The organism is Candidatus Wallbacteria bacterium (assembly GCA_028687545.1).
In the GTDB taxonomy this organism is placed as follows: domain Bacteria; phylum Muiribacteriota; class JAQTZZ01; order JAQTZZ01; family JAQTZZ01; genus JAQTZZ01.
In genome coordinates this window covers 15,260-34,379 of sequence record JAQTZZ010000022.1, presented here as the reverse complement: position 1 = coordinate 34,379, position 19,120 = coordinate 15,260, and the positions used below count along the sequence as shown (strand labels likewise).

Annotated in this window: 18 protein-coding genes; 17 read left to right on the top strand and 1 reads right to left on the bottom strand. The window is 44.0% G+C overall.

Translation table 11 applies throughout. From position 1 onward, the window contains the following. Positions 1-115: 115 nt before the first annotated feature. The gene (locus PHW04_10535; GenBank protein ID MDD2716314.1) at positions 116-1,264 is read right to left on the bottom strand and encodes a 1-deoxy-D-xylulose-5-phosphate reductoisomerase; all 1,149 of its coding nucleotides are present in this window, start codon (positions 1,262-1,264) and stop codon (positions 116-118) included. Between the two features lie 89 nt (positions 1,265-1,353). Between PHW04_10535 and PHW04_10530 the strand changes: the two genes are divergently transcribed. The 17 genes from PHW04_10530 to PHW04_10450 all read left to right on the top strand — a co-directional run bounded on the left by PHW04_10530 (position 1,354) and on the right by PHW04_10450 (position 19,006). After that, the gene (locus PHW04_10530) at positions 1,354-2,901 is read left to right on the top strand and encodes a hypothetical protein (protein ID MDD2716313.1); all 1,548 of its coding nucleotides are present in this window, start codon (positions 1,354-1,356) and stop codon (positions 2,899-2,901) included. Further along, the gene (locus PHW04_10525; protein ID MDD2716312.1) at positions 2,898-3,551 is read left to right on the top strand and encodes a hypothetical protein; all 654 of its coding nucleotides are present in this window, start codon (positions 2,898-2,900) and stop codon (positions 3,549-3,551) included. Before PHW04_10530 ends, PHW04_10525 begins: the two co-directional genes overlap by 4 nt. After that, positions 3,535-3,906, top strand: a complete 372-nt coding sequence (locus tag PHW04_10520; GenBank protein ID MDD2716311.1) for a hypothetical protein — start codon at positions 3,535-3,537, stop codon at positions 3,904-3,906. The genes PHW04_10525 and PHW04_10520 overlap by 17 nt, the downstream gene beginning before the upstream one ends. After that, entirely contained in the window at positions 3,899-4,426 is a 528-nt protein-coding gene (locus PHW04_10515; GenBank protein ID MDD2716310.1) for a hypothetical protein, read from the top strand. The genes PHW04_10520 and PHW04_10515 overlap by 8 nt, the downstream gene beginning before the upstream one ends. 93 nt (positions 4,427-4,519) lie before the next feature. Beyond that, positions 4,520-4,789 carry a 30S ribosomal protein S15 gene (gene rpsO, locus PHW04_10510; GenBank protein MDD2716309.1) on the top strand — a complete coding sequence of 90 codons (270 nt, stop codon included), beginning with the start codon at positions 4,520-4,522 and terminating at the stop codon, positions 4,787-4,789. Between the two features lie 13 nt (positions 4,790-4,802). Then, entirely contained in the window at positions 4,803-6,890 is a 2,088-nt protein-coding gene (gene pnp, locus PHW04_10505; GenBank protein ID MDD2716308.1) for a polyribonucleotide nucleotidyltransferase, read from the top strand. Between the two features lie 35 nt (positions 6,891-6,925). After that, the gene (locus tag PHW04_10500; GenBank protein MDD2716307.1) at positions 6,926-7,921 is read left to right on the top strand and encodes an anti-sigma factor antagonist; all 996 of its coding nucleotides are present in this window, start codon (positions 6,926-6,928) and stop codon (positions 7,919-7,921) included. 17 nt (positions 7,922-7,938) lie between these two features. After that, positions 7,939-9,765 carry a tetratricopeptide repeat protein gene (locus PHW04_10495; GenBank protein ID MDD2716306.1) on the top strand — a complete coding sequence of 609 codons (1,827 nt, stop codon included), beginning with the start codon at positions 7,939-7,941 and terminating at the stop codon, positions 9,763-9,765. A gap of 163 nt (positions 9,766-9,928) precedes the next feature. Beyond that, positions 9,929-10,156, top strand: coding sequence for a 50S ribosomal protein L28 (gene rpmB / locus PHW04_10490; protein MDD2716305.1), 228 nt, complete (start codon positions 9,929-9,931; stop codon positions 10,154-10,156). Between the two features lie 192 nt (positions 10,157-10,348). After that, positions 10,349-10,879, top strand: a complete 531-nt coding sequence (locus PHW04_10485; protein MDD2716304.1) for an RsmD family RNA methyltransferase — start codon at positions 10,349-10,351, stop codon at positions 10,877-10,879. Between the two features lies 1 nt (position 10,880). Continuing rightward, positions 10,881-11,354, top strand: coding sequence for a pantetheine-phosphate adenylyltransferase (coaD, locus tag PHW04_10480; protein MDD2716303.1), 474 nt, complete (start codon positions 10,881-10,883; stop codon positions 11,352-11,354). Between the two features lie 98 nt (positions 11,355-11,452). Then, entirely contained in the window at positions 11,453-13,843 is a 2,391-nt protein-coding gene (locus tag PHW04_10475) for a DEAD/DEAH box helicase family protein (GenBank protein MDD2716302.1), read from the top strand. 9 nt (positions 13,844-13,852) lie between these two features. Next, positions 13,853-15,286, top strand: coding sequence for an N-6 DNA methylase (locus PHW04_10470; GenBank protein MDD2716301.1), 1,434 nt, complete (start codon positions 13,853-13,855; stop codon positions 15,284-15,286). Beyond that, a complete protein-coding gene (locus tag PHW04_10465) occupies positions 15,279-16,700 on the top strand; it encodes a restriction endonuclease subunit S (GenBank protein MDD2716300.1) in 1,422 nt (473 codons plus the stop codon). The genes PHW04_10470 and PHW04_10465 overlap by 8 nt, the downstream gene beginning before the upstream one ends. A 70-nt stretch (positions 16,701-16,770) precedes the next feature. After that, positions 16,771-17,799, top strand: coding sequence for a DUF3644 domain-containing protein (locus PHW04_10460; protein ID MDD2716299.1), 1,029 nt, complete (start codon positions 16,771-16,773; stop codon positions 17,797-17,799). 15 nt (positions 17,800-17,814) lie between these two features. Beyond that, positions 17,815-18,381 (top strand): hypothetical protein, encoded by a 567-nt coding sequence (locus tag PHW04_10455; protein ID MDD2716298.1) that lies wholly within the window; start codon positions 17,815-17,817, stop codon positions 18,379-18,381. Positions 18,382-18,391: 10 nt separating this feature from the next. Continuing rightward, the gene (locus PHW04_10450) at positions 18,392-19,006 is read left to right on the top strand and encodes a hypothetical protein (GenBank protein ID MDD2716297.1); all 615 of its coding nucleotides are present in this window, start codon (positions 18,392-18,394) and stop codon (positions 19,004-19,006) included. Positions 19,007-19,120: the final 114 nt, after the last annotated feature.

Below are 19,120 nucleotides of genomic sequence, written 5' to 3'. Positions count from 1 at the left end.
TCTATATATCTATTTTATCTGAGGTTGTAATTTAATCAAGTTACATTTTGTTACAAATCAGTAAAACATAAATCAGCCTTGCGGATTGAAGATGATATTATTAATAGCAACTATTTTATTTGATTTCAGCAGTCACAAACTCCCGGGTTTCCCTGGAGATTTCGTGGATCTCGTCCAGAGAGGGGTTTTTCACGAAATCGATCCTGGAAAGCGCTTTTTCAATCAATTTCGGGATCATTGTGAATCCGATGCGGCCGGAAAGGAACAGAGCTACTGCTTCTTCATTGGCGCTGTTGAGCACTGCTGTGGCACTGCCTCCTCTTTTCCCGGCCTGATATGCTAGACCGAGACAGGGAAATTTTTCCATGTCAGGCGCGGAAAAATCCAGGCTGCCAAGTTCAGACAGGTTGAGATGGAGCTTACTCTCCAATGGCAGTCTTTCCGGATAGCTCAGCGCATAACTGATCGGCAGGCGCATGTCTGTAACGCCTAGCTGGGCCAGGATGGAGCCATCCCTGAACTGCACCAGAGAATGAATGATTGACTGGGGATGGATCACTATTTTGATCATGCTGTAATCCATACCGAACAGCCAGTGCCCCTCGATCACCTCCAGGCCTTTATTCATCATGGTAGCGGAATCGATGCTGATTTTTTTCCCCATCTTCCAGCGGGGATGATTCAAGGCCTGTTCCACAGTAATTGATGAGAATTTGTTCCTGGGAAGCTTGTAAAAAGGACCGCCAGAAGCTGTCAAGATCAGGGAATCGACTTCACCGCGATTCTGGCCCTGCAGGCACTGGAAAATCGCCGAATGCTCGCTGTCGATGGGAATGATCCTGGACTTTCCTTTGCAGAGCGGCATGATCAGGTGTCCGCCTGCCACCAGGCTTTCCTTGTTGGCAAGCAGCACGGTTTTTTTCAGCTTGAGTGCCTGATAGGTGGGGGAGAGCCCGATCCCGCCTACAACAGCATTCACGACAGTGTCCGCGCCGGGATGGGAGGCGATTTCAGACAGGCAGTTAGGTCCAGTGATGATTGCGAGCTTTTTCCTGCCCAGTGATTCTTTCAGCTCAGCCGCCTTGGCTTCCGACGCTACAGCCACCACTTCAGGATTCAGTTCGAAAATCTGCTTTCTGAGTGCTGTTATATCCTGGTTGACTGCCAGGCCGACCACTCTGAATCTTTCCGGAAAATTCTTCACGATATTGATAGTGTTGATCCCGATGGAGCCTGTGGAGCCGAGAATCACGATGTTTTTCATGATCAGTGTATATTTCCGATGTTTTCCCGAAATCTTAACAGAGAATTCCCTGATTTGCCAATCTCAGCTAAACTGTTATCATGTTCCAGATGAGGAAATTCTTCGGTGTCTCACCCTGGCTAGTGCTTACGGCCTTTGCCCTGCGCGCAATCCTGTATTTTTACGCACCGCCCCACATGTCCGACAATCTGGAATACATCCGGCTGGCAGAGACCTTTAAACATCTGGCGCAGAGCGGGATGCTGACCGAGGAAGAGATCAGGCAGCTGGCCTGGATCTCACCGCTGTATTCGCTGATCCTGGCATTTCTTTCGATTTTCATCGCCAGACTGGAAATCCTGCAGATGATCTTCTCCTTTATGCTTGATTTCGCAACCTATATAGTGCTGCTGAAATATTTTGAAGTATCGAATCCGAAACTGAAAAACCTGGCTTCAGTAATCTACCTTTTTTCTCCGCTTCTGATCACGACCTTTCACTGGGCACTGACTGAATCCCTGTTTCTGCTGCTGCTTTCTTTGTTGCTTTATGTCTGGAAAACCGGCAGACCGGTCTGGGTCATGTTCCTGTTATGCGCGTTTCTCTATTTAACAAGACCTGAAGGGATTTTATTTCTGATACCTGTCATATTCATCACTGTCCGAAGATGGCGGCAGTTCCTGATTGGAACAGCACTTTTCCTGCTGCTGGTGTTTCCATATCTATTGATGATCCGCTCTTTCTCAGGTCAGGCGATGCTCAGCACTAAGACCATGCCCTTTCTTTACGGCACAATGCTCATCTATCACAATTCCTATGATGCGGACGATAGAGAAGCCTCGCGCTATGATCAATTTCAGCGGCTGGAATGGGAGTGGATAGGGCAGACTGCACTTTCCACTGACAAGGGTCTCTGGGTGGCGAAAAGCAGACCGGAAATCGATTTTGTCTGGTACTTTAAAGGTCTTCTTTTTCAGTCTTACATGTGGTTCATGACGAACTGCCTTCACTTTTTTGTCTATACCCTTCTTCCACTGGACCTAATAGCCATGCTCTGCGGATTGTACCTGGTCAGGGCGGACCGCAGTTTTTTCCTGCTGTTTCTCCTCCCTTTCATTGTCTTCCCGATCGGTGACCTCTGGACAGAGCTGGATTCTCCTGGCACCAGGCACTTCGCTTATCTCTACCCTGTCTTCCTTCCCCACCTGGCTGTCGGTTATCGCTACCTTGCCGACAGATTCAAGATCTTTAATCCGATTCCAGCCATGATCGTTCTGTTTCTCAGCACTCTTATCCTGCATCCGGTTTATCTGCCCTCCTATAAACAATCCAGCTATGGCCCGAACAGGGTCTTCCTGGAACGCTGTTCAGAGCTGGATCTCTCGAATTCAGCCATCATGGTCCGGGACCCCTGGTTCGCTTATGAAAAGCAAGGAAAATGGCATGACCAGATCAGATTTGACGATAATTTCGAAGCAAATCTTAAACTGCTCGGCATCGATTATGTCGTGATCGACGAGGCTTACCATTACTTTTTCGGAAAAAGCCGGGAACTGTTCGATAAACCACCCCCCTGTCTGGAGAAAATCTTCGAGACCAGCTATCAGGAATACCGTTTCATAATCTATAAAGTAAAAAAAAGCGCAGGCACAGCATGAAATTCATTCCTGAAAATATTTCCGACCTTATGCGCGGTCTATTCGTGGGCCTGATCATGGTTCAGGTTTTGTATCTTGGTATTTTCCCCTATCCCAGTTTTCACCTCGACCGCATGCTGCAAAACAGCACCATCATGATCCGTGAAGGAAATCTGGCCGGCATTGTCACCAGTGAAATCAAATCCCTGTCCAGTGCTGATTCCGTTTTTTTACCCAGAAATTTCCATTTCGATAAAACCTCAGGGTTTAGAAATCTGGAAATTTATCACGGGCATCAACTGTCTGTTCTAGCTGAAATCAACCAATCCAACGGTGACTCCCGGGTAATTTCCAGCACAACATTCGGAAGCTTTCTGGCAAACCCCCGTTTAACTAAAGCTCTGTCAGAGCTGCGCTGGAAGCCTGAATACCATGTCAAAGCCATCCGGGCAGAAAACCCGGCGGATCTTGTCAGACTGAAAGAGCATTTTGACAAGACAGGAGTTTTTTATGGTTTTTCCGAATTTCACACGTTTTTTCAGTATCTTTACCCTGAAGAAAAGTTCTGGTATGGTCCAGGTAATGTACTGGAGCTGTTTTTTCCTCTCGGATGTGATGAAGAGGCATATCTGAAAGACCTGGAAAGGAATTTTCATGTTCAGGAACTATAAAATCAGCTCCAGCCTGCTTTATTTCGCTTCTTTCTTTACTCTGCTGTATTCAATTCTCGAATACTTCACTGGATATTTTTATGAAACAGGCATGAAATATACCGGCTGGAACGATCTTTTCAGCCAGTTCGATCAGCTGAGTTATTTTGGGCTGATCAGCATGTCTCTGTTGATTTATTTTCTGACTGCAGCCCTCTTCGGAGCTAAACGCATGCTGAATGATACCGCAGTTTTTTCGTATTCTCTGCTGATGTCGATCTGTCTTGTGATACCAGTGACTTCTTTTTTTCTGGCCTGTTCCTTGCTCCTCTCACTTGGCATGACATGTCTCGGCAGGGGTGATTCTGATGTCTGAATTGTGGATTGTTCCAATCTGGTTCTGGATTATCCCGGCTCTGATCTCGATTTTCAACATTTACCACAGGTGCAGCTCACGGAGATCCGGCCTTGAAGTCAGATTCGGAAGCAGAAAAATGAGTGCAGCTGAGTTGGATCTGGTCAGAGGTCTGCCTGAAGGAAGCATATCTTCTTCCGGATACCTCGAACGTAAGGCTGACCTGGTCCGCATATATCCGGCCGGGATTTGTGGCGGTATTACTATGCTTCAACTGACTCCACGCGTGTTTTCACTGGAACTGGATCTCGAATCCGGCGTTGAAAGCTTCAGGTATTCCGGATTCGCGCTGACCTTCGACTTCATTTTGGCATTATTCTCTTTTTACTGCGGAATAGTACTGACCGCAGTGTTTCTGATTTACATCTATGAAAGTTATGCCGGATTTGTTTTTCAGCAGAATAAAATGCTGATCCGGGAAATTTTGGAAAGAGCTTCCGATCTCTCTGGTGACGTGGTCAAAAAAACTGAATTCCATTGATTTTGATATGCCCGCCAATGGTGTGGTAAAATGGCCAAAAATCACCCTGGTTTAGGGGCTGTTTGCTGCTTGATCCAGTGGAGGGAGGAATTCGTGAGCATCACCAAGGAAAAGAAAACCGAAGTCATCAAGGCTTATGCCCAACATGAGCGGGACACAGGCTCTGCCGAAGTGCAGATTGCGGTTCTCACTGAGAGGATCAGATCACTCAACGACCATTTCAAAGCTCATTCCAAAGATCACCATTCCAGACAGGGACTGCTGAAAATGGTTGGACGCAGGCACAGATTACTAAATTACCTGAAAAACAGCGACCTGGAAAAGTACCGCACTTTGATCCAGAAACTGAATATCAGAGGTTGAAAAGGAATAAACGATGCCAATTGAATCAGTAGAGCTAGAAATTGGTGGAAAAAAGCTGGTCATTGAAACCGGGAGAGTAGCAAAACAGGCTGACGGAGCATGCGTTCTCAGATATGGTGATACCGTGTTGCTGGCAACCGTCTGTGCGATGGAAAAACCGGGTTTCAGCGATTTTTTTCCGCTGACCATAGAATTTCGCGAGCGCGATTATGCTACAGGAAAGATCCCGGGTGGATTCTTCAAGAGGGAAGGCCGCCCTGCGGACGAGGCCGTGCTGGCCGCCAGAATGATCGACAGACCAATCCGGCCGCTGTTCCCTGATGATTACCGTGAAGAAGTGCAGGTGATTGTCTCTCCACTTGCCATGGACAAGGAAAACTCGCCACAGGCATTAGGGATTGTTGCATCTTCAACCGCCCTTGCCATCTCAGACATTCCTTTTGAAAATCCTGTCGGTGCCGTTCGGATGGGTAAAATCGGAGACCGTTTCATCGTCAACATTTCTGATTCGGAACTCGTCCAGAGCGAGATTGACCTGATCGTGGCAGGAACAAAAGATGCAATCTGCATGGTGGAAGCCGGGGCAAAGGAAGCTTCTGAAGCAACGATGCTCGAAGCAATCCGGATTGCCCATGAAGAGATCAGGAAAATTATCGCGATTCAGGACGAGCTGAAGAAAAAATGCGGAAAACCGGTCAAAAAATACAAAAAAGTTCCTACGGATAAGGCATTGTCGGATGAGATCGCGAAGGCCAATCGTTCCCGCATCAGAGAAGCGGTCAAGATCTTTGATAAGAAGCAGCGGTCCCAGGCTTTAGCGGTTATTGACCAGGAAATTACCGCCTCATATGAAAGCAAGTATCAGGAGCAGGAACGGGCTGAAAAAATTTACGTCATAAAAAATACTGTCGAAGAAGTGATCAAGCAGGAAGTCCGTTCACTGATTGTACTGGAAAACTTCCGTGCCGACGGCCGCAAAACTACTGAAATCAGGCCGATCGAATGTCTGATCAGTGTCCTGCCCCGCGTGCATGGTTCATCTCTCTTTACCAGGGGCCAGACCCAGTCACTTGGAATCGTGACACTTGGAACCGCCAAAGATGCCCAGATGATCGACTCCATGGGCCAGGACTCATATAAGCGTTTCATGCTGCATTATAACTTTCCTCCCTTTTCGGTTGGAGAAGTCAAACAGCTGAGAGGCCCGGGCAGAAGAGAAATCGGACATGGCGCACTGGCCGAGCGGGCGATTTTACCGCTGATCCCTTCTGATGAAGAGTTTCCTTATACTACCAGGGTAGTTTCCGAAATCCTGGAGTCAAACGGATCATCTTCGATGGCGACGGTCTGCTCCACATCTCTTGCACTCATGGAAGCCGGCGTGCCCATCAAGAAAGCTGTTGCCGGCGTGGCAATGGGACTGGTCAAAGAAGGTGAGAAATTCACGGTTCTCACCGACATTCAGGGCCTGGAAGATCATTACGGAGACATGGATTTCAAGGTGGCAGGCACCAAAGACGGAATTACTGCCCTTCAGATGGACATCAAGATCAAAGGATTGTCATTTGAAATTATGCAGCAGGCATTGGTTCAAGCCAAAGATGCCAGACTGTTCATTCTGGGAAAGATGAATCAATGCATCGCAGAACCCAAAAAAGAGCTCTCTCCTCACGCTCCACGGATTACAGCCTTCTTCATTGACATCGAAAAGATCAAGGATGTGATCGGGCCGGGCGGTAAAATGATCAAGAAGATCATTGCCGACACTGGTGTGGAAATCGACATTGAAGACGACGGTTCAGTACGTATTTATTCTGTATCCGCAGAAGGATCGGACAAGGCCAAGAAAATGATCGACGACATCACTGCTGATGTCGAAATAGGCAAGATCTATGACGGCCGCGTCACCAGGCTCATGAATTTCGGTGCCTTCGTGGAAATACTGCCGGGAAAAGAAGGCCTGGTCCACATCTCCAAGCTGGCCAAGGAACGTGTAAATAAAGTGGAAGATGTTGTCAACGTGGGAGACATGATCCAGGTGAAGGTGATCGAAATCGATTCCCAGAACAGGGTCAACTTGAGCCGGAAGGATTGTCTTTAATTTATCAAAATAAAGCAAAAGGAGTGAGCAGAGTTATGATGATGGAAACCAATGAACAGGAATTAAACCGGATTTCTTACAACATCAGGACTCAGGAAGGGATCACAATTTTCGAACTCATCGGTGAGCTCGATATGTACACGCTCCCCCGGGCCCAGGAAATCATTGACATGCTGGTGGAGCAGGAGCGGTTTAACATCCTGATGGACCTGGCTAAACTTGAGTACATCGACAGTTCCGGAATCGGCTTTTTCACTGCAACTCTGAAGCTTTTGAGGGATCACAACGGCGATCTGAAGATTGTCAAGCTTCATCCTTACATCAAGCGCTTGTTCGACTTGATCCACCTGGATTTCTTCATCAGCATTTACGAGAGCTACGAGGAAGCAACGAGCGACTTCAAGGACAACATTTCCAGGGCAATCATGAAATGGAAGAAAGTCGTGGAAATCAAGCCTAATTATGCCGATGCTTACTACCATCTGGGGCTTGCCTATGTAAATAAAAGCATGTTCGAGGAAGCAAGAGATGAATTCCAGCGCGCTCTGGACATCAATCCTAATTACGCCGATGCCCATAAGCGGCTTGGCGATGTCCTGAAACAACTCGGCAAAGTTAAAGAAGCTGGTGAAAAATACAAGGCCGCCCTGAAGATCAATCCCAAGTATTCGGACGCCTTGATCGCCCTGGGTCTGCTGTATAACGATGATTCCATGCTCGATGATGCCATCTGCCATTACCGCAAGGCACTTGATGTGCATCCGAACTATGCCGACGTTTTAAACAAGCTGGGAGCAGCACTGAAGGGGAAGAAAGACTATAATGAGGCTGTGAAGAGCTTCAAGTCTGCACTGAAAATCAATCCCGGATTCATTGACGCCCTGAGAAATCTGGCACATGCCTACGAGGAAATGGAAGAACCGGAAAACGCCATCAAGGAGCTTACTACTCTTGTCAAATTCTTGAATAACGATGAGGATAAAGACAAAGTAAGGGCTGAGATCAGAAAATTAAAGAAGGATCTTAAATAATTATGGCAGGTGACTTCATGGAATTTCTGAAGCAGATCCCGATCTTCCACAACCTCGAAGAGGAGTCGCTGAAGAAAATCAATGATTTGATTGAGACTAAAAACTTTCAGAAAGGCAAAGTCCTGTTTTATCAGGGCGACCCGGGCGACATCTTCTACATCATAAAAAAAGGCACCGTCAGTGTGATGAAGAAGATCGAGAATGAACAGCAGAAGGTCGCTGAACTGGCTGAAGGCGATTTTTTTGGAGAAATGGCTTTGATCGAGGGAGAGCCAAGAAACGCAACCATCATCTGTGAGACCGAATGCCAGCTCCTTGCGATCACCAAAGAAAAATTCGACACTCTGCTGAAAGTGAATCTCTCCATCAGCCTCAAGATCATGAAAGTCATGTCTCAGAGATTCAAGGAGAGAGCTGCCAAAACGACAACCGCAGGAGATCAGGCTCCCAAAGAAGGCAAGATTGTTGCTGTCTGTTCGCCACGAGGCGGATGTGGCCGGAGCACGATCATTGCCAACCTGGCAACCGCCATTGCCAAGCGAGGACATTCCACTGTGATCGTGGATTATGACCTGCAGTTCGGGGACCAGGCCCTGATGTTCAACCTGATGCACAGCAACACCATAGTAGATCTGATCCAGAACGAAAAGGGGTTTTCCGCTGCTACGGTGGAAAAATATCTGGAAAAGACCGGGACCGACAATCTGAAAATTCTGCCTGCCCCGCACATTCCTGAGGAGGCGGAACTGATACCGCGTCAGGCTGCATATGAAATTTTAGCCAATCTGAAAGGTAAGTATCAATATGTGGTAGTTGATACTGCCTCGTATTTCTCGGATGTCACTCTCTGCGCTTTTGACCTGGCTGACGTACTGCTTCTGATCGCAGATGTGGACCTGATCGGGATCAAGAATTCCCGCGCTGCCCTGAAACTCCTGGAAAATCTCAACTATGCTACAGACAAGATCAAGCTGATGATTAATAAAAGCGGAAAAAACAAGGCTATTACCACTGAAAACATTACCAACTCCTTCGGAAAACCTGTTTACAGCGAACTTCCATACTCTTCTGAAGCCTGTATCGCATCCCTGAACCGGGGTCAGCCTCTCTTTCAGCTTGATCCGGAAAACGGCTTCAGCAAGGTAATCGACGAACTAGCCGCAAAGGTCTGCGGGGAGAAGAAATCAGAGCCGGGTTTCATGGAAAAAATCATGGACAGCGTAAAGAATGTCTATGGCTCTGCCAACAAGTGGAAGAAAGTCAAGGAAATGGAGCCCAAGTATGCCGGAGCTTACTACAATCTCGGCCTGGCGTATAAGGCCAAGGGCATGATCGACGAAGCCATCCAGGAATACAAGGACGCGATCAAACTGAATCCGAATTATGCTGACTGCCATTATTATCTGGGGCAGGCCTATATGGAAAAGGGATTGTTCACTGAAGCAGCCGACAGTTTCCAGTCTGCCCTGAAGATCAACCAGAAGTACAAGGAAGCCAAGAATCTGTTGGGACTCGCCTACCTGAAAGGCGAGCAGCTCGACAAAGCCAAGATCGTGCTGTCTGAATTGATCGCCGAATTTCCACATTTTGCCGACAGCATGAATTACCTGGGCAAAACGTATTTCCTGCTCAAAGATTTCAAGCAAGCTACTGAAATGCTTGAAAAAGCCATTTCCATCAATCCCAAATACCTGGAAGCCCGCTACAATCTGGCTAATGTCTATGAAGCTTCGAAGGATCTCAAAAAGGCGATCGAAGAGTACCAGCGGATAGTGAACGAAGGCACTGCTGACAGCCCGTATTTCATGCTCGCCAAGGAGAGGATCTCCGTTCTTTACGCCTGATTGGTACTGCGGTACTGAGCAAAGCGAATGTTTTTTTTCTTGCGTATACCCGGAATTGAGATATTATATTTAGGCTAAATATTAGATGTCCCGCTTACAGCGGGGCTAAGAATCCGTAAAATCCTCGCTAAACTCGGATTTAACGGCTTCTAAGGAGGACATAATGGGCAAAATGTGCGAAGTCTGCGGGAAAATCCCCTGGATGGGTTTTCAGGTTTCCCATTCCCATATCAGAACCAAGAAGCGATGGTACCCTAATCTGCAGAAAGTCAGAGCCAGGATCGGCGGCGGGACTAAAAAAATGATGGTCTGCACCAGATGCCTCAAGGCCGGGAAAGTGGAAAGAGCTATCTCTAAACCAGCCGGCGAGAAAGTGGCAGCTGCGGTCTAAATCGACCAAGTTTAGAAATATGAAAGCGGATTAACAGTCCGCTTTTTCATTTAATTGGGATCGAGGTGCGAGGTTCGAGGTACGGGGTAAAAAGATCAGTTCTTAAACCTCGTACCCCGAACCCCGAGCCTCGCAACCTATAGGGGAGTTGCGTAAGTTTCAATGTTTTGCATGTAGTAGTATCATACTGTCATGAAAATCGTCTGGGGCAAGTATAAGGGAAAAGTTTTAAAGCTCAGCAATCCCCAAGGTGTCAGGCCGCTCACCGGCCAGGTCAAGATGGGGATTTTCAACGTGTTGTTCAATTTCATGAGATTCCAGGACAAGGTGGTGGCCGATGTCTTCTGCGGATCAGGCAGTTTCGGGATCGAAGCCCTGTCCCTGGGTGCTGCCAAGGTCAGTTTCATCGACCTGAATCCCGGGAATTTTCGGAACAATTGCGATTTTCTGGCTGGAGGGTACGAAGTTTTCCAGGGTGAGGCTCTTCCAGTGATGAAAAGGCTTGCTGATGAACTGTATGACCTGATTTTCCTGGATCCGCCGTTTAAATTCAAAATCAATTCGGAATATTTCAGCGAGTCGATCAGAATCCTCAAGGATCAGGGGATCCTGGCAGTCAGATTCTGCAGGGGAAACCAGCTGGAAGCCGGCGAGGGACTGACCATGTTTCAGGAAAAAAAGTATGGTGATTCAATAGTGAGATTCTATAGGAAAGGCATATGATATGAAAGCAATCTATCCCGGCAGTTTTGACCCTGTCACGACCGGGCATCTTGACATCATCAGCCGCAGTGCCAGCCTGTTCCAGCCTCTGATTGTGGCTGTGCTTGAAAATTCCACGAAAGAGACTCTTTTCACTCCAGGGGAGCGGATTTTGCTGCTGCGGGAAGCCACAAAAGGGATCCCTGGTGTCGAAGTAGAGAGTTTCAATGGGCTGCTCATCGATTACATGAAGAAGAAGAAATCCAGAATCGCCATCCGCGGCATGCGGGCTTTGTCCGATTTTGATTATGAATATCAGATGGCTCTCACCAACAAGGGGCTGTATCATAAGATGGAGACTGTTTTCCTGATCACAAAAGGCGAATATGCCTTCATCAGTTCCAGCCTGGTCAAGGAACTGGCGCGCCTTGGCGGAGACGTAAGCCGGGTGGCTCCGGCATGCGTGATCAAAGCGCTGGCAAAGAAGTATAAGTAAATCATTATTATGCGTCATTGCGAACGGCCGATGGCCGTGAAGCAATCTCTATCATCTTTTTATGGTATAATTTTCAAGTAATCTTCCTTCTGTGAAGTATGATGAATAAAAAAGACCTTTCAGAACGTGATATTTGCACTAAATTCATATTACCAGCGCTTGTCATGGCGGGCTGGGATGTTCAGAAACATATCAGGGAAAATGTTTATTTTACAGACGGGCGTATTTTATTAAAAGGTAACAAGACAGCCAGAGGCGAACGGAAATTCGCTGATTTTATCCTGTACATGAAACCCAACATCCCGATTGCAGTAATCGAGGCAAAGGATAACAATCATTCTTTAGGTGCAGGAATGCAGCAGGCATTGGATTATGCCTCAATTCTTGACGTACCTGTGGCATTCAGTTCAAATGGTGACGGCTTTGTAATGCATGATAAATCCGGACACTTTGGCACTGTCGAACGTAATCTTTTACTTAGTGAATTCCCACGGCTATCCGAACTTATGACTTGCTATAAAAAATACAAAAAAATCGATACTCCGGATCAGGAAAGAATAGCTACCTTTGATTATTTTTTTGATAGCACAGGAAAGAAACCTCGCTATTACCAGCAAATCGCGATTAACAGGACTGTAGAAGCAATTGCATGCGGACAAAACCGGATCTTGCTGGTCATGGCTACTGGAACCGGGAAAACCTTAGTAGCATTTCAAATTATTCATCGGCTTTGGAAAAGCGGGCAGAAAAAACGGATCCTGTTTCTGGCTGATCGTAAAATCCTGATCGGTCAAGCAAAGCGTAATGATTTCAGGCATTTTAAAGAAAAAATGACTGTGATAAAGCAAAGAACCATTGATAAAGCTTACGAGATCTATCTTGCTCTTTATCAGGGCTTATCAGGTAATGATGAAGATAAAGATGTTTATAAAGAATTCAGCCGTGATTTTTTTGATCTGGTTGTAGTTGATGAATGTCATAGGGGCAGTGCAAAAGAGGACAGCGCCTGGAGAGACATACTCAAGTATTTCAATAAAGCAACTCAGATTGGTCTCACTGCAACGCCCAAGGAAACAGAGGATGTTTCAAACATCGAATACTTTGGAGATCCAATCTATACATACTCTCTGAAGCAGGGCATTGAAGACGGGTTCCTGGCCCCTTACAAAGTTCTCCGAATAGGTTTGAACACTGATCTGGAAGGCTACAGACCTGAAACCGGCAAAACGGATATAGACGGTAATCTCATAGAAGATCGCATTTACAATACCCTGGATTATGATAAAAACCTGGTAATTGATGAGCGGACCCAGATTGTTGCCAGAATAATAACTGAATTTCTTTCTAAAACCGGGAAGTATGACAAAACCATTGTTTTCTGCGTTGATATTGAACATGCTGAGCGGATGAGGCAGGCCCTGGTCAATGAAAATCCTGATCTGGTCCAAGCCAGCCACAAGTATGTGATGAGGATAACCGGTGATGACGAAATCGGAAAAAGGGAAGTGGATAATTTTATCAACCCTGAAGAAAGATATCCGGTAATTGTCACTACTTCCAAATTGATGACAACAGGGGTGGATGCCCAGACCTGCAAGCTGATCGTGCTGGATTCAAACATCAGATCAATGACTGAATTCAAACAGATCATAGGTAGAGGCACGCGGATCAATGAAGAATACGGAAAAATGTTTTTTACAATCATGGATTTCCGGAATGTGACTGATCTGTTTGCTGATCCTGATTTCGACGGTGAGCCAGTAATGGTCAAGCAGATCAATGGAGATGATGAAATCCCAGATGATGATGAAGACGATGATGGTTCTGGCAAGAACCCTGAGCCAAGATTTCCACCAATAATTTCAGATCCTGATCCGCCTCCAATTCCTGGTATTGTTCCGGGCGGCGAAATAATCTCAGAGCCCGCAAGAAAAGTTTACATCAATGGTGTTGATGTCACTGTATTGAGCGAACGCAGGCAATTTCCAGGCCCTGATGGAAAATTGATCATTGAGAGTCTCAAGGATTACACAAAGAAGGGCATTCTCAGAGAATACAGATCGCTTGATTCCTTTCTGACCCGCTGGAACAGTTCGCAGAGAAAGTCAGCAGTGATTGATGAATTGGAAAATCATGGTGTAAGTCTTGAAAACTTGGCAGCAGAAGTGGACGCAGATCTTGATGTATTCGATCTTATCTGCCACATTGCCTGGGATATGCCTCCACTCACAAGGCGTGAGCGGGTTGATAAAGTGAAAAAGAGAAACTATTTTGCCAAGTATGGCGAGAAAGTACGGAAAGTTCTGGAAGCCCTGTTGGATAAGTACGCTGATGGTGGGGTCATGAATCTTGAAGACCTAGACATACTCAGGGTTGAGCCTTTTAATGGGTTCGGAACACCGCTTGAGATTGTGCAGAGTTTTGGCGGCCGGGAAAACTACATGAAAGCGCTTGAAGAGCTTGAACACTTGCTTTACGAAGTGGCCTAAGGAGTAAACATGAAAAACATTGGAAGCATTATCAAATCGCTCCAGAACATAATGAGAAAAGATTCCGGCGTATCCGGAGATGCCCAGCGCATCGAGCAACTGGGCTGGATGATCAGCCTGAAAATCCTTGACGACAAGGATCAGGAGCTGGAACTTCTTAATGTTAAATATAAATCTCCGATACCCAAACATCTTCAATGGAGAAGCTGGGCAGCCAATGATGAAGGACTGACAGGCGATAAGCTCAAGAATTTCGTTGACGGCACTTTAATTCCTGATCTGAAAAATCTGGAGGTCAGCCCAGGCAACAAGCGTGCTCTCATAATCCGGGAGATTTTTGAAGGCACAAATAACTACATGAAGAACGGAACAATCATCCGCCAGGTGATTAATGAACTGAACAAGATCGATTTTAACAGCTCTGAAGACAGGCATGTTTTCGGAGATATTTATGAGACAATACTGCGTGATCTGCAAAGTGCCGGTAATTATGGAGAATTCTACACACCAAGGGCACTGACTGAGTTCATAACAGAAATGGTCAATCCAAGGCTTGGGGAGAAGATACTTGACCCATCCTGCGGCACAGGTGGATTTTTAACCAGCGCAATTGAAAATATCAGAAGACAAGATGTGAAGGGTGTAGAAGACCTGAAAAAACTGGAAGCTAATATTCATGGCATGGAGCTGAAACCATTGCCTTTCATGCTGTGCGTCACTAATCTCATCCTTCATGATATCGAAGTCCCGAATGTGGATTACACTGACAGTTTGAACAGAGAATACACTTCTATAAGGCAAAAAGACCAAGTGGATGTGATACTGGCAAATCCACCTTTTGGCGCTTCTGTAACCGATGGAGTGGAAACAAACTTTCCTCTAAATTACAGGACAACAGAAAGCGCTGATTTATTCCTTTTGCTGATGGTTCGATTTTTAAATGAAGACGGCCGGGCTGGAATAGTTTTACCGGATGGGTCTTTAACAGGTGATGGTGTTAAACAGCGAATTCGTCAGTTTTTCCTGGAAAACTGCAACCTTCATACCATTGTCAGGTTACCAAACTCAGTTTTTCAACCCTATGCAAGTGTTGCCACAAATCTTCTCTTCTTTGAAAAAGGAAAGAAAACTGAAGAAATCTGGTACTGGGAACACAAGCTGCCAGAAAGTGTAAAGGCATACAATAAAACGAAACCTATTCGTGTAGAAGAGTTTGACAGCCTCAAAAAATGGTGGAACAGCAGAAGGGAAAATGAGCAGGCGTGGAAGGTTGCCATCAAGCAGATTGAGGAAACCGGATTTAATTTGGATATCAAAAACCCTCATGTTATTAAGTCTGAACATACTCTTTCGAGTAGTGAATTACTATCACTGCTTCATGACTCTTTTTGTAAAAGTGAAGTCCTCTTGAACAAGCTGAGCAAGGAGATTTCAGGTGATTGATAAAATCGGAAAAGGTCAATACATGGAGGAAGAATTATCCAATGACTCTTCATTTTATAACTCAGATACTGATCCAGCAGTGAAGAAAATGGACAAAGAGAAAAGAAAGAGTGCTTTTCCAACTTCTACCTTGGGCGAACTTTGTAAAATTGAAAAGGGTGAAACTGGAATTGCCAGTGCCACACCTGGTAAATATCCATTAGTTAATACTAGTGCTGATAGAAAATCCTGTAGTTCATACCAATTTAACACTGCAGCTGTTTGTATACCGCTTGTGTCGTCAACAGGGCATGGAAAAAAAACACTGAATTATGTTCATTACCAAGAAGGTAAATTTGCACTTGGTACAATTTTAGCAGCTGTGATACCGAGGAACCCTAAAGTACTGTCAGCAGCATATCTGCATCGATATCTTCAGTTTTTTAAAGATAAGAAAATTGTACCATTGATGAAAGGTGCAGCAAATGTGTCTTTGGCAATCAAGGACATTGCAGGAATTAAAATCACGGTTCCACCTATGAGAGAACAGATCTCGTTTGTCGAGTTGTTCAATAAAATCAATATTTCTTGTAGAGATTTACAAGATGAATTTTCAAACCAATCGTCATACATATCATCTCTCAGGCAAGCAATTCTGCAGGAAGCAATTGAAGGCAAACTTACAGAAAAATGGCGGAAGCAGAACCCTGATTTGATCAGTGGCGAAAATCATGCTTCGAAATGGCTTGAGAAAATCAGATCTAAAAAAGAGCAGATGATTAAAGAAAATAAAATTAAGAAAGAAAAACCGCAGCCACCAATTTCAGAAAATGAAATACCATTCAATTTACCTAAAGGCTGGGTGTGGTGCAGGGTTGGGGGAATATCATTACACTCACTCGGAAAAATGTTGGACAGGTCAAAAAACAAAGGCACTCATCAAAAATATTTGAGAAACCTTAATGTTCGGTGGTTTGATTTCGACTTGTCGGATTTACTCGAAATGCGATTTCAAACGAATGAATACGAAAAATGTACTGCGAGAAAAGGGGACCTACTGATTTGTGAAGGAGGTTATCCTGGTAGAGCTGCAATATGGAATAGCGATTATGCGATTTACTACCAAAAAGCGATACATAGAGTTCGTTTTTTAGAGGAAGAAATTAATAAGTTTTTTTTATATTTTTTGTATTTATCTAAGATGACAGGATACTTAGATAAATATCTTACCGGTTCTGGTATTAAACATTTTACTGGTCAAGAGTTACATCGATTTGTTCTACCATTACCTAGTCTTTTAGAGCTGCGGATTATTATTAAGAAAATTGATAGCTTTTTGGCTGCAGTAAACCAATTGGAAAAACAAACAACGGAGATGAAAGAATGTTCACAATTGTTTATGCGATCAGTGATGAGAGAGGCGTTTGAAAGATGAGGGCGGAATTAATCGAAAAGAGTGATGATTTTTTGGGGCTGATTGAAAGAGTCTTTGTGGAGGTAGAAAAGTGAAAGGCCACAGGGGCAATCCAGGGCTGAAAGGTCGTTTGCTGGATAAAAGTATAGACGCTTACATTCTCTCTCTGGAAACCATCAATCGACTATCCATTCGTTATCGAATTGAGGCTTTCTGTTATCTAATCTGTAATGCTTGGGAGTTATTACTCAAGGCAAAGATACTTGAAGATACACAAAACAATCATAACGAAATTTACAGGGGAAAAAAAATTCGCGGCGAAAGGCGTGACTCAAAATCATTGCGCGAATGCCTGGAGCGAGTATTTCCAATCCAAAACAATCCGGAACGTCGAAATATCGAAAGAATTGTGGAATTGCGTGACGAAGCAGTACACTTAGTCTTTACTGAAATTCCCAGAGATGTATTGTGTTTGTTTCAAGCTTGTGTAATAAATTACCACAAAAGACTAAATAATTGGTTTATGGTGTCACTCTCCGAGCGCGTCCATGTTGGGATGATGAGCATAGTATACGATATTCAGCCACAGTATGGCGATCTAGCTGATAAACGATTACGACGTGAATTAGGTTTGGATGCAGCTAAATTTCTTTCTAAGTATTGCGCTGATATCAGACGCGAATTCGACCAATTCCAACGGGCTGCTGAATTTTCCATAGGTATCGAATACCGCCTGGTTCTATCAAAAAACGATGACGATGCGGACATTAAACTGTCTACTGGTCCTAACGGTAGAGTAAATACTCAAGTAATAGAAGTTCCCAAAGACCCAAGCAAAACCCACCATTTCCGCCAAATAGATATAAAAAATGAATTGAATTCAAAAATATCCTCTTCTAAAATAAGCCAATTTGATATTCAATGCATTGAAAAAGCTTATGAAATACGAAAACGACTTGATTTTTTTTATATTGGAACAATCAAAGGAGCCTTTCCCCAATACAGTCAGGTGTTTATCGACTGGCTGCTTAAGCAATATCAGAATGATTCGATGTTTTTTCTAAAGGCTAGAGAAAAGGCGAAAAAAATCAGATCAGCTGGAAAGTTAGATATTTGGTAGCATTAAGGACAAGCAATGGAAGCCGTTTACAGTAAATACAATTACATCTTAGAAAAAGCTGAAGATTATTTCTGTGTTTGTGCAGTATTAAAGACAATAATTCAGATTCATAGCAATCGGAGCATTTCACAACAAGAAATTGCTAATTTCTTCAATATAATATATCCGTCTGATTATCCATATATAAGCGATAAATCCATTACAAGCAAAGACCCCAATGATTGGGGGATAAAAATACATAAAGATGGAATTAACAATTTATTAAAAGCTGGCAATATCCCTCTGAAAGAAAATTACTACCCAATTAATCAATTTCAGGACTGGCAATTTGATGATAAGATTCGAGAAATTCTTGGAAATGGGTATCATCTTGTTTGCGGATTTTGTAGTCCGTTTTTGTATTTTCATGAAGATAAAAAAGTTGGTCATGTGGCAATAATTTATGGTATTGAGAATGAAAATGTAATATTATTAGATCCTGGACCAGAAAAATTCGGGAGACAGGTTGTACAATCAATTGATTTGTACCAGGCGATTCATTTTAAAAAAGATGGCATCTGGGAGATAATTCCAAAACTCTAGGAGGACATAAGTGAATAAATTCGATGAATTGATAATGGTTATACCAAAATCAGCATTCGATCAATTGGGTTGTTTCCAGGGATTTAATGCCAATTATAAAAAATATGTTGACTATATAAATGAACATTACGAGATAAAAAAAAGAGGATCAGTAGAAAATGACCCGAATTACAAACAGATTATTCCTTATGCACTATTAACCCATGATAAGAAAGTCTGCATCTATAAAAGGGGAAAGCAATTATCGGAAGAAAGGCTGAAATTTAACTATTCTTTGGGATTTGGTGGCCATATATCGTTTGAAGATTCCAATTTGTTCAACTCTACATATAAAGAGGGAATGCTGCGTGAAGTAAATGAGGAACTAAAGTTAAATAGCCACTACCAAGAAAAAATTGTGGGATTAATAAATGATGACTCTAACGATGTTGGAAAAGTACATTTAGGTATTGTACATGTTTTTAATTTAACTTCTCCTGAGGTAAGGAAGAAGGAAAAATCAATTAATGAAGTTAGTGTTGTCGATATATCTTTTGTTAAAGATAATTACAACATGTTTGAAACATGGTCTCAGATATGCATTGATAATGCAAGTGAATGGATCGGCAATGAGTTAACATACTAAATTTGTGAAAAATTCTTGACATCGGACTATCTAACAACTAAAATATTTCGCAACATAAGTTCACGATCGTGCATCTTAGGAGAATGCTGGCTGAAATCTCCTGAAAATAACCTT

Coding starts and splice junctions, on each gene's coding strand:
- PHW04_10535 (MDD2716314.1), bottom strand. CDS start 1,264: ATGAAAAACATCGTGATTCTCGGCTCCACAGGCTCCATCGGGATCAAC.
- PHW04_10530 (MDD2716313.1), top strand. CDS start 1,354: ATGAGGAAATTCTTCGGTGTCTCACCCTGGCTAGTGCTTACGGCCTTT.
- PHW04_10525 (MDD2716312.1), top strand. CDS start 2,898: ATGAAATTCATTCCTGAAAATATTTCCGACCTTATGCGCGGTCTATTC.
- PHW04_10520 (MDD2716311.1), top strand. CDS start 3,535: ATGTTCAGGAACTATAAAATCAGCTCCAGCCTGCTTTATTTCGCTTCT.
- PHW04_10515 (MDD2716310.1), top strand. CDS start 3,899: ATGTCTGAATTGTGGATTGTTCCAATCTGGTTCTGGATTATCCCGGCT.
- pnp (MDD2716308.1), top strand. CDS start 4,803: ATGCCAATTGAATCAGTAGAGCTAGAAATTGGTGGAAAAAAGCTGGTC.
- PHW04_10500 (MDD2716307.1), top strand. CDS start 6,926: ATGATGATGGAAACCAATGAACAGGAATTAAACCGGATTTCTTACAAC.
- PHW04_10495 (MDD2716306.1), top strand. CDS start 7,939: ATGGAATTTCTGAAGCAGATCCCGATCTTCCACAACCTCGAAGAGGAG.
- rpmB (MDD2716305.1), top strand. CDS start 9,929: ATGGGCAAAATGTGCGAAGTCTGCGGGAAAATCCCCTGGATGGGTTTT.
- PHW04_10485 (MDD2716304.1), top strand. CDS start 10,349: ATGAAAATCGTCTGGGGCAAGTATAAGGGAAAAGTTTTAAAGCTCAGC.
- coaD (MDD2716303.1), top strand. CDS start 10,881: ATGAAAGCAATCTATCCCGGCAGTTTTGACCCTGTCACGACCGGGCAT.
- PHW04_10475 (MDD2716302.1), top strand. CDS start 11,453: ATGATGAATAAAAAAGACCTTTCAGAACGTGATATTTGCACTAAATTC.
- PHW04_10470 (MDD2716301.1), top strand. CDS start 13,853: ATGAAAAACATTGGAAGCATTATCAAATCGCTCCAGAACATAATGAGA.
- PHW04_10455 (MDD2716298.1), top strand. CDS start 17,815: ATGGAAGCCGTTTACAGTAAATACAATTACATCTTAGAAAAAGCTGAA.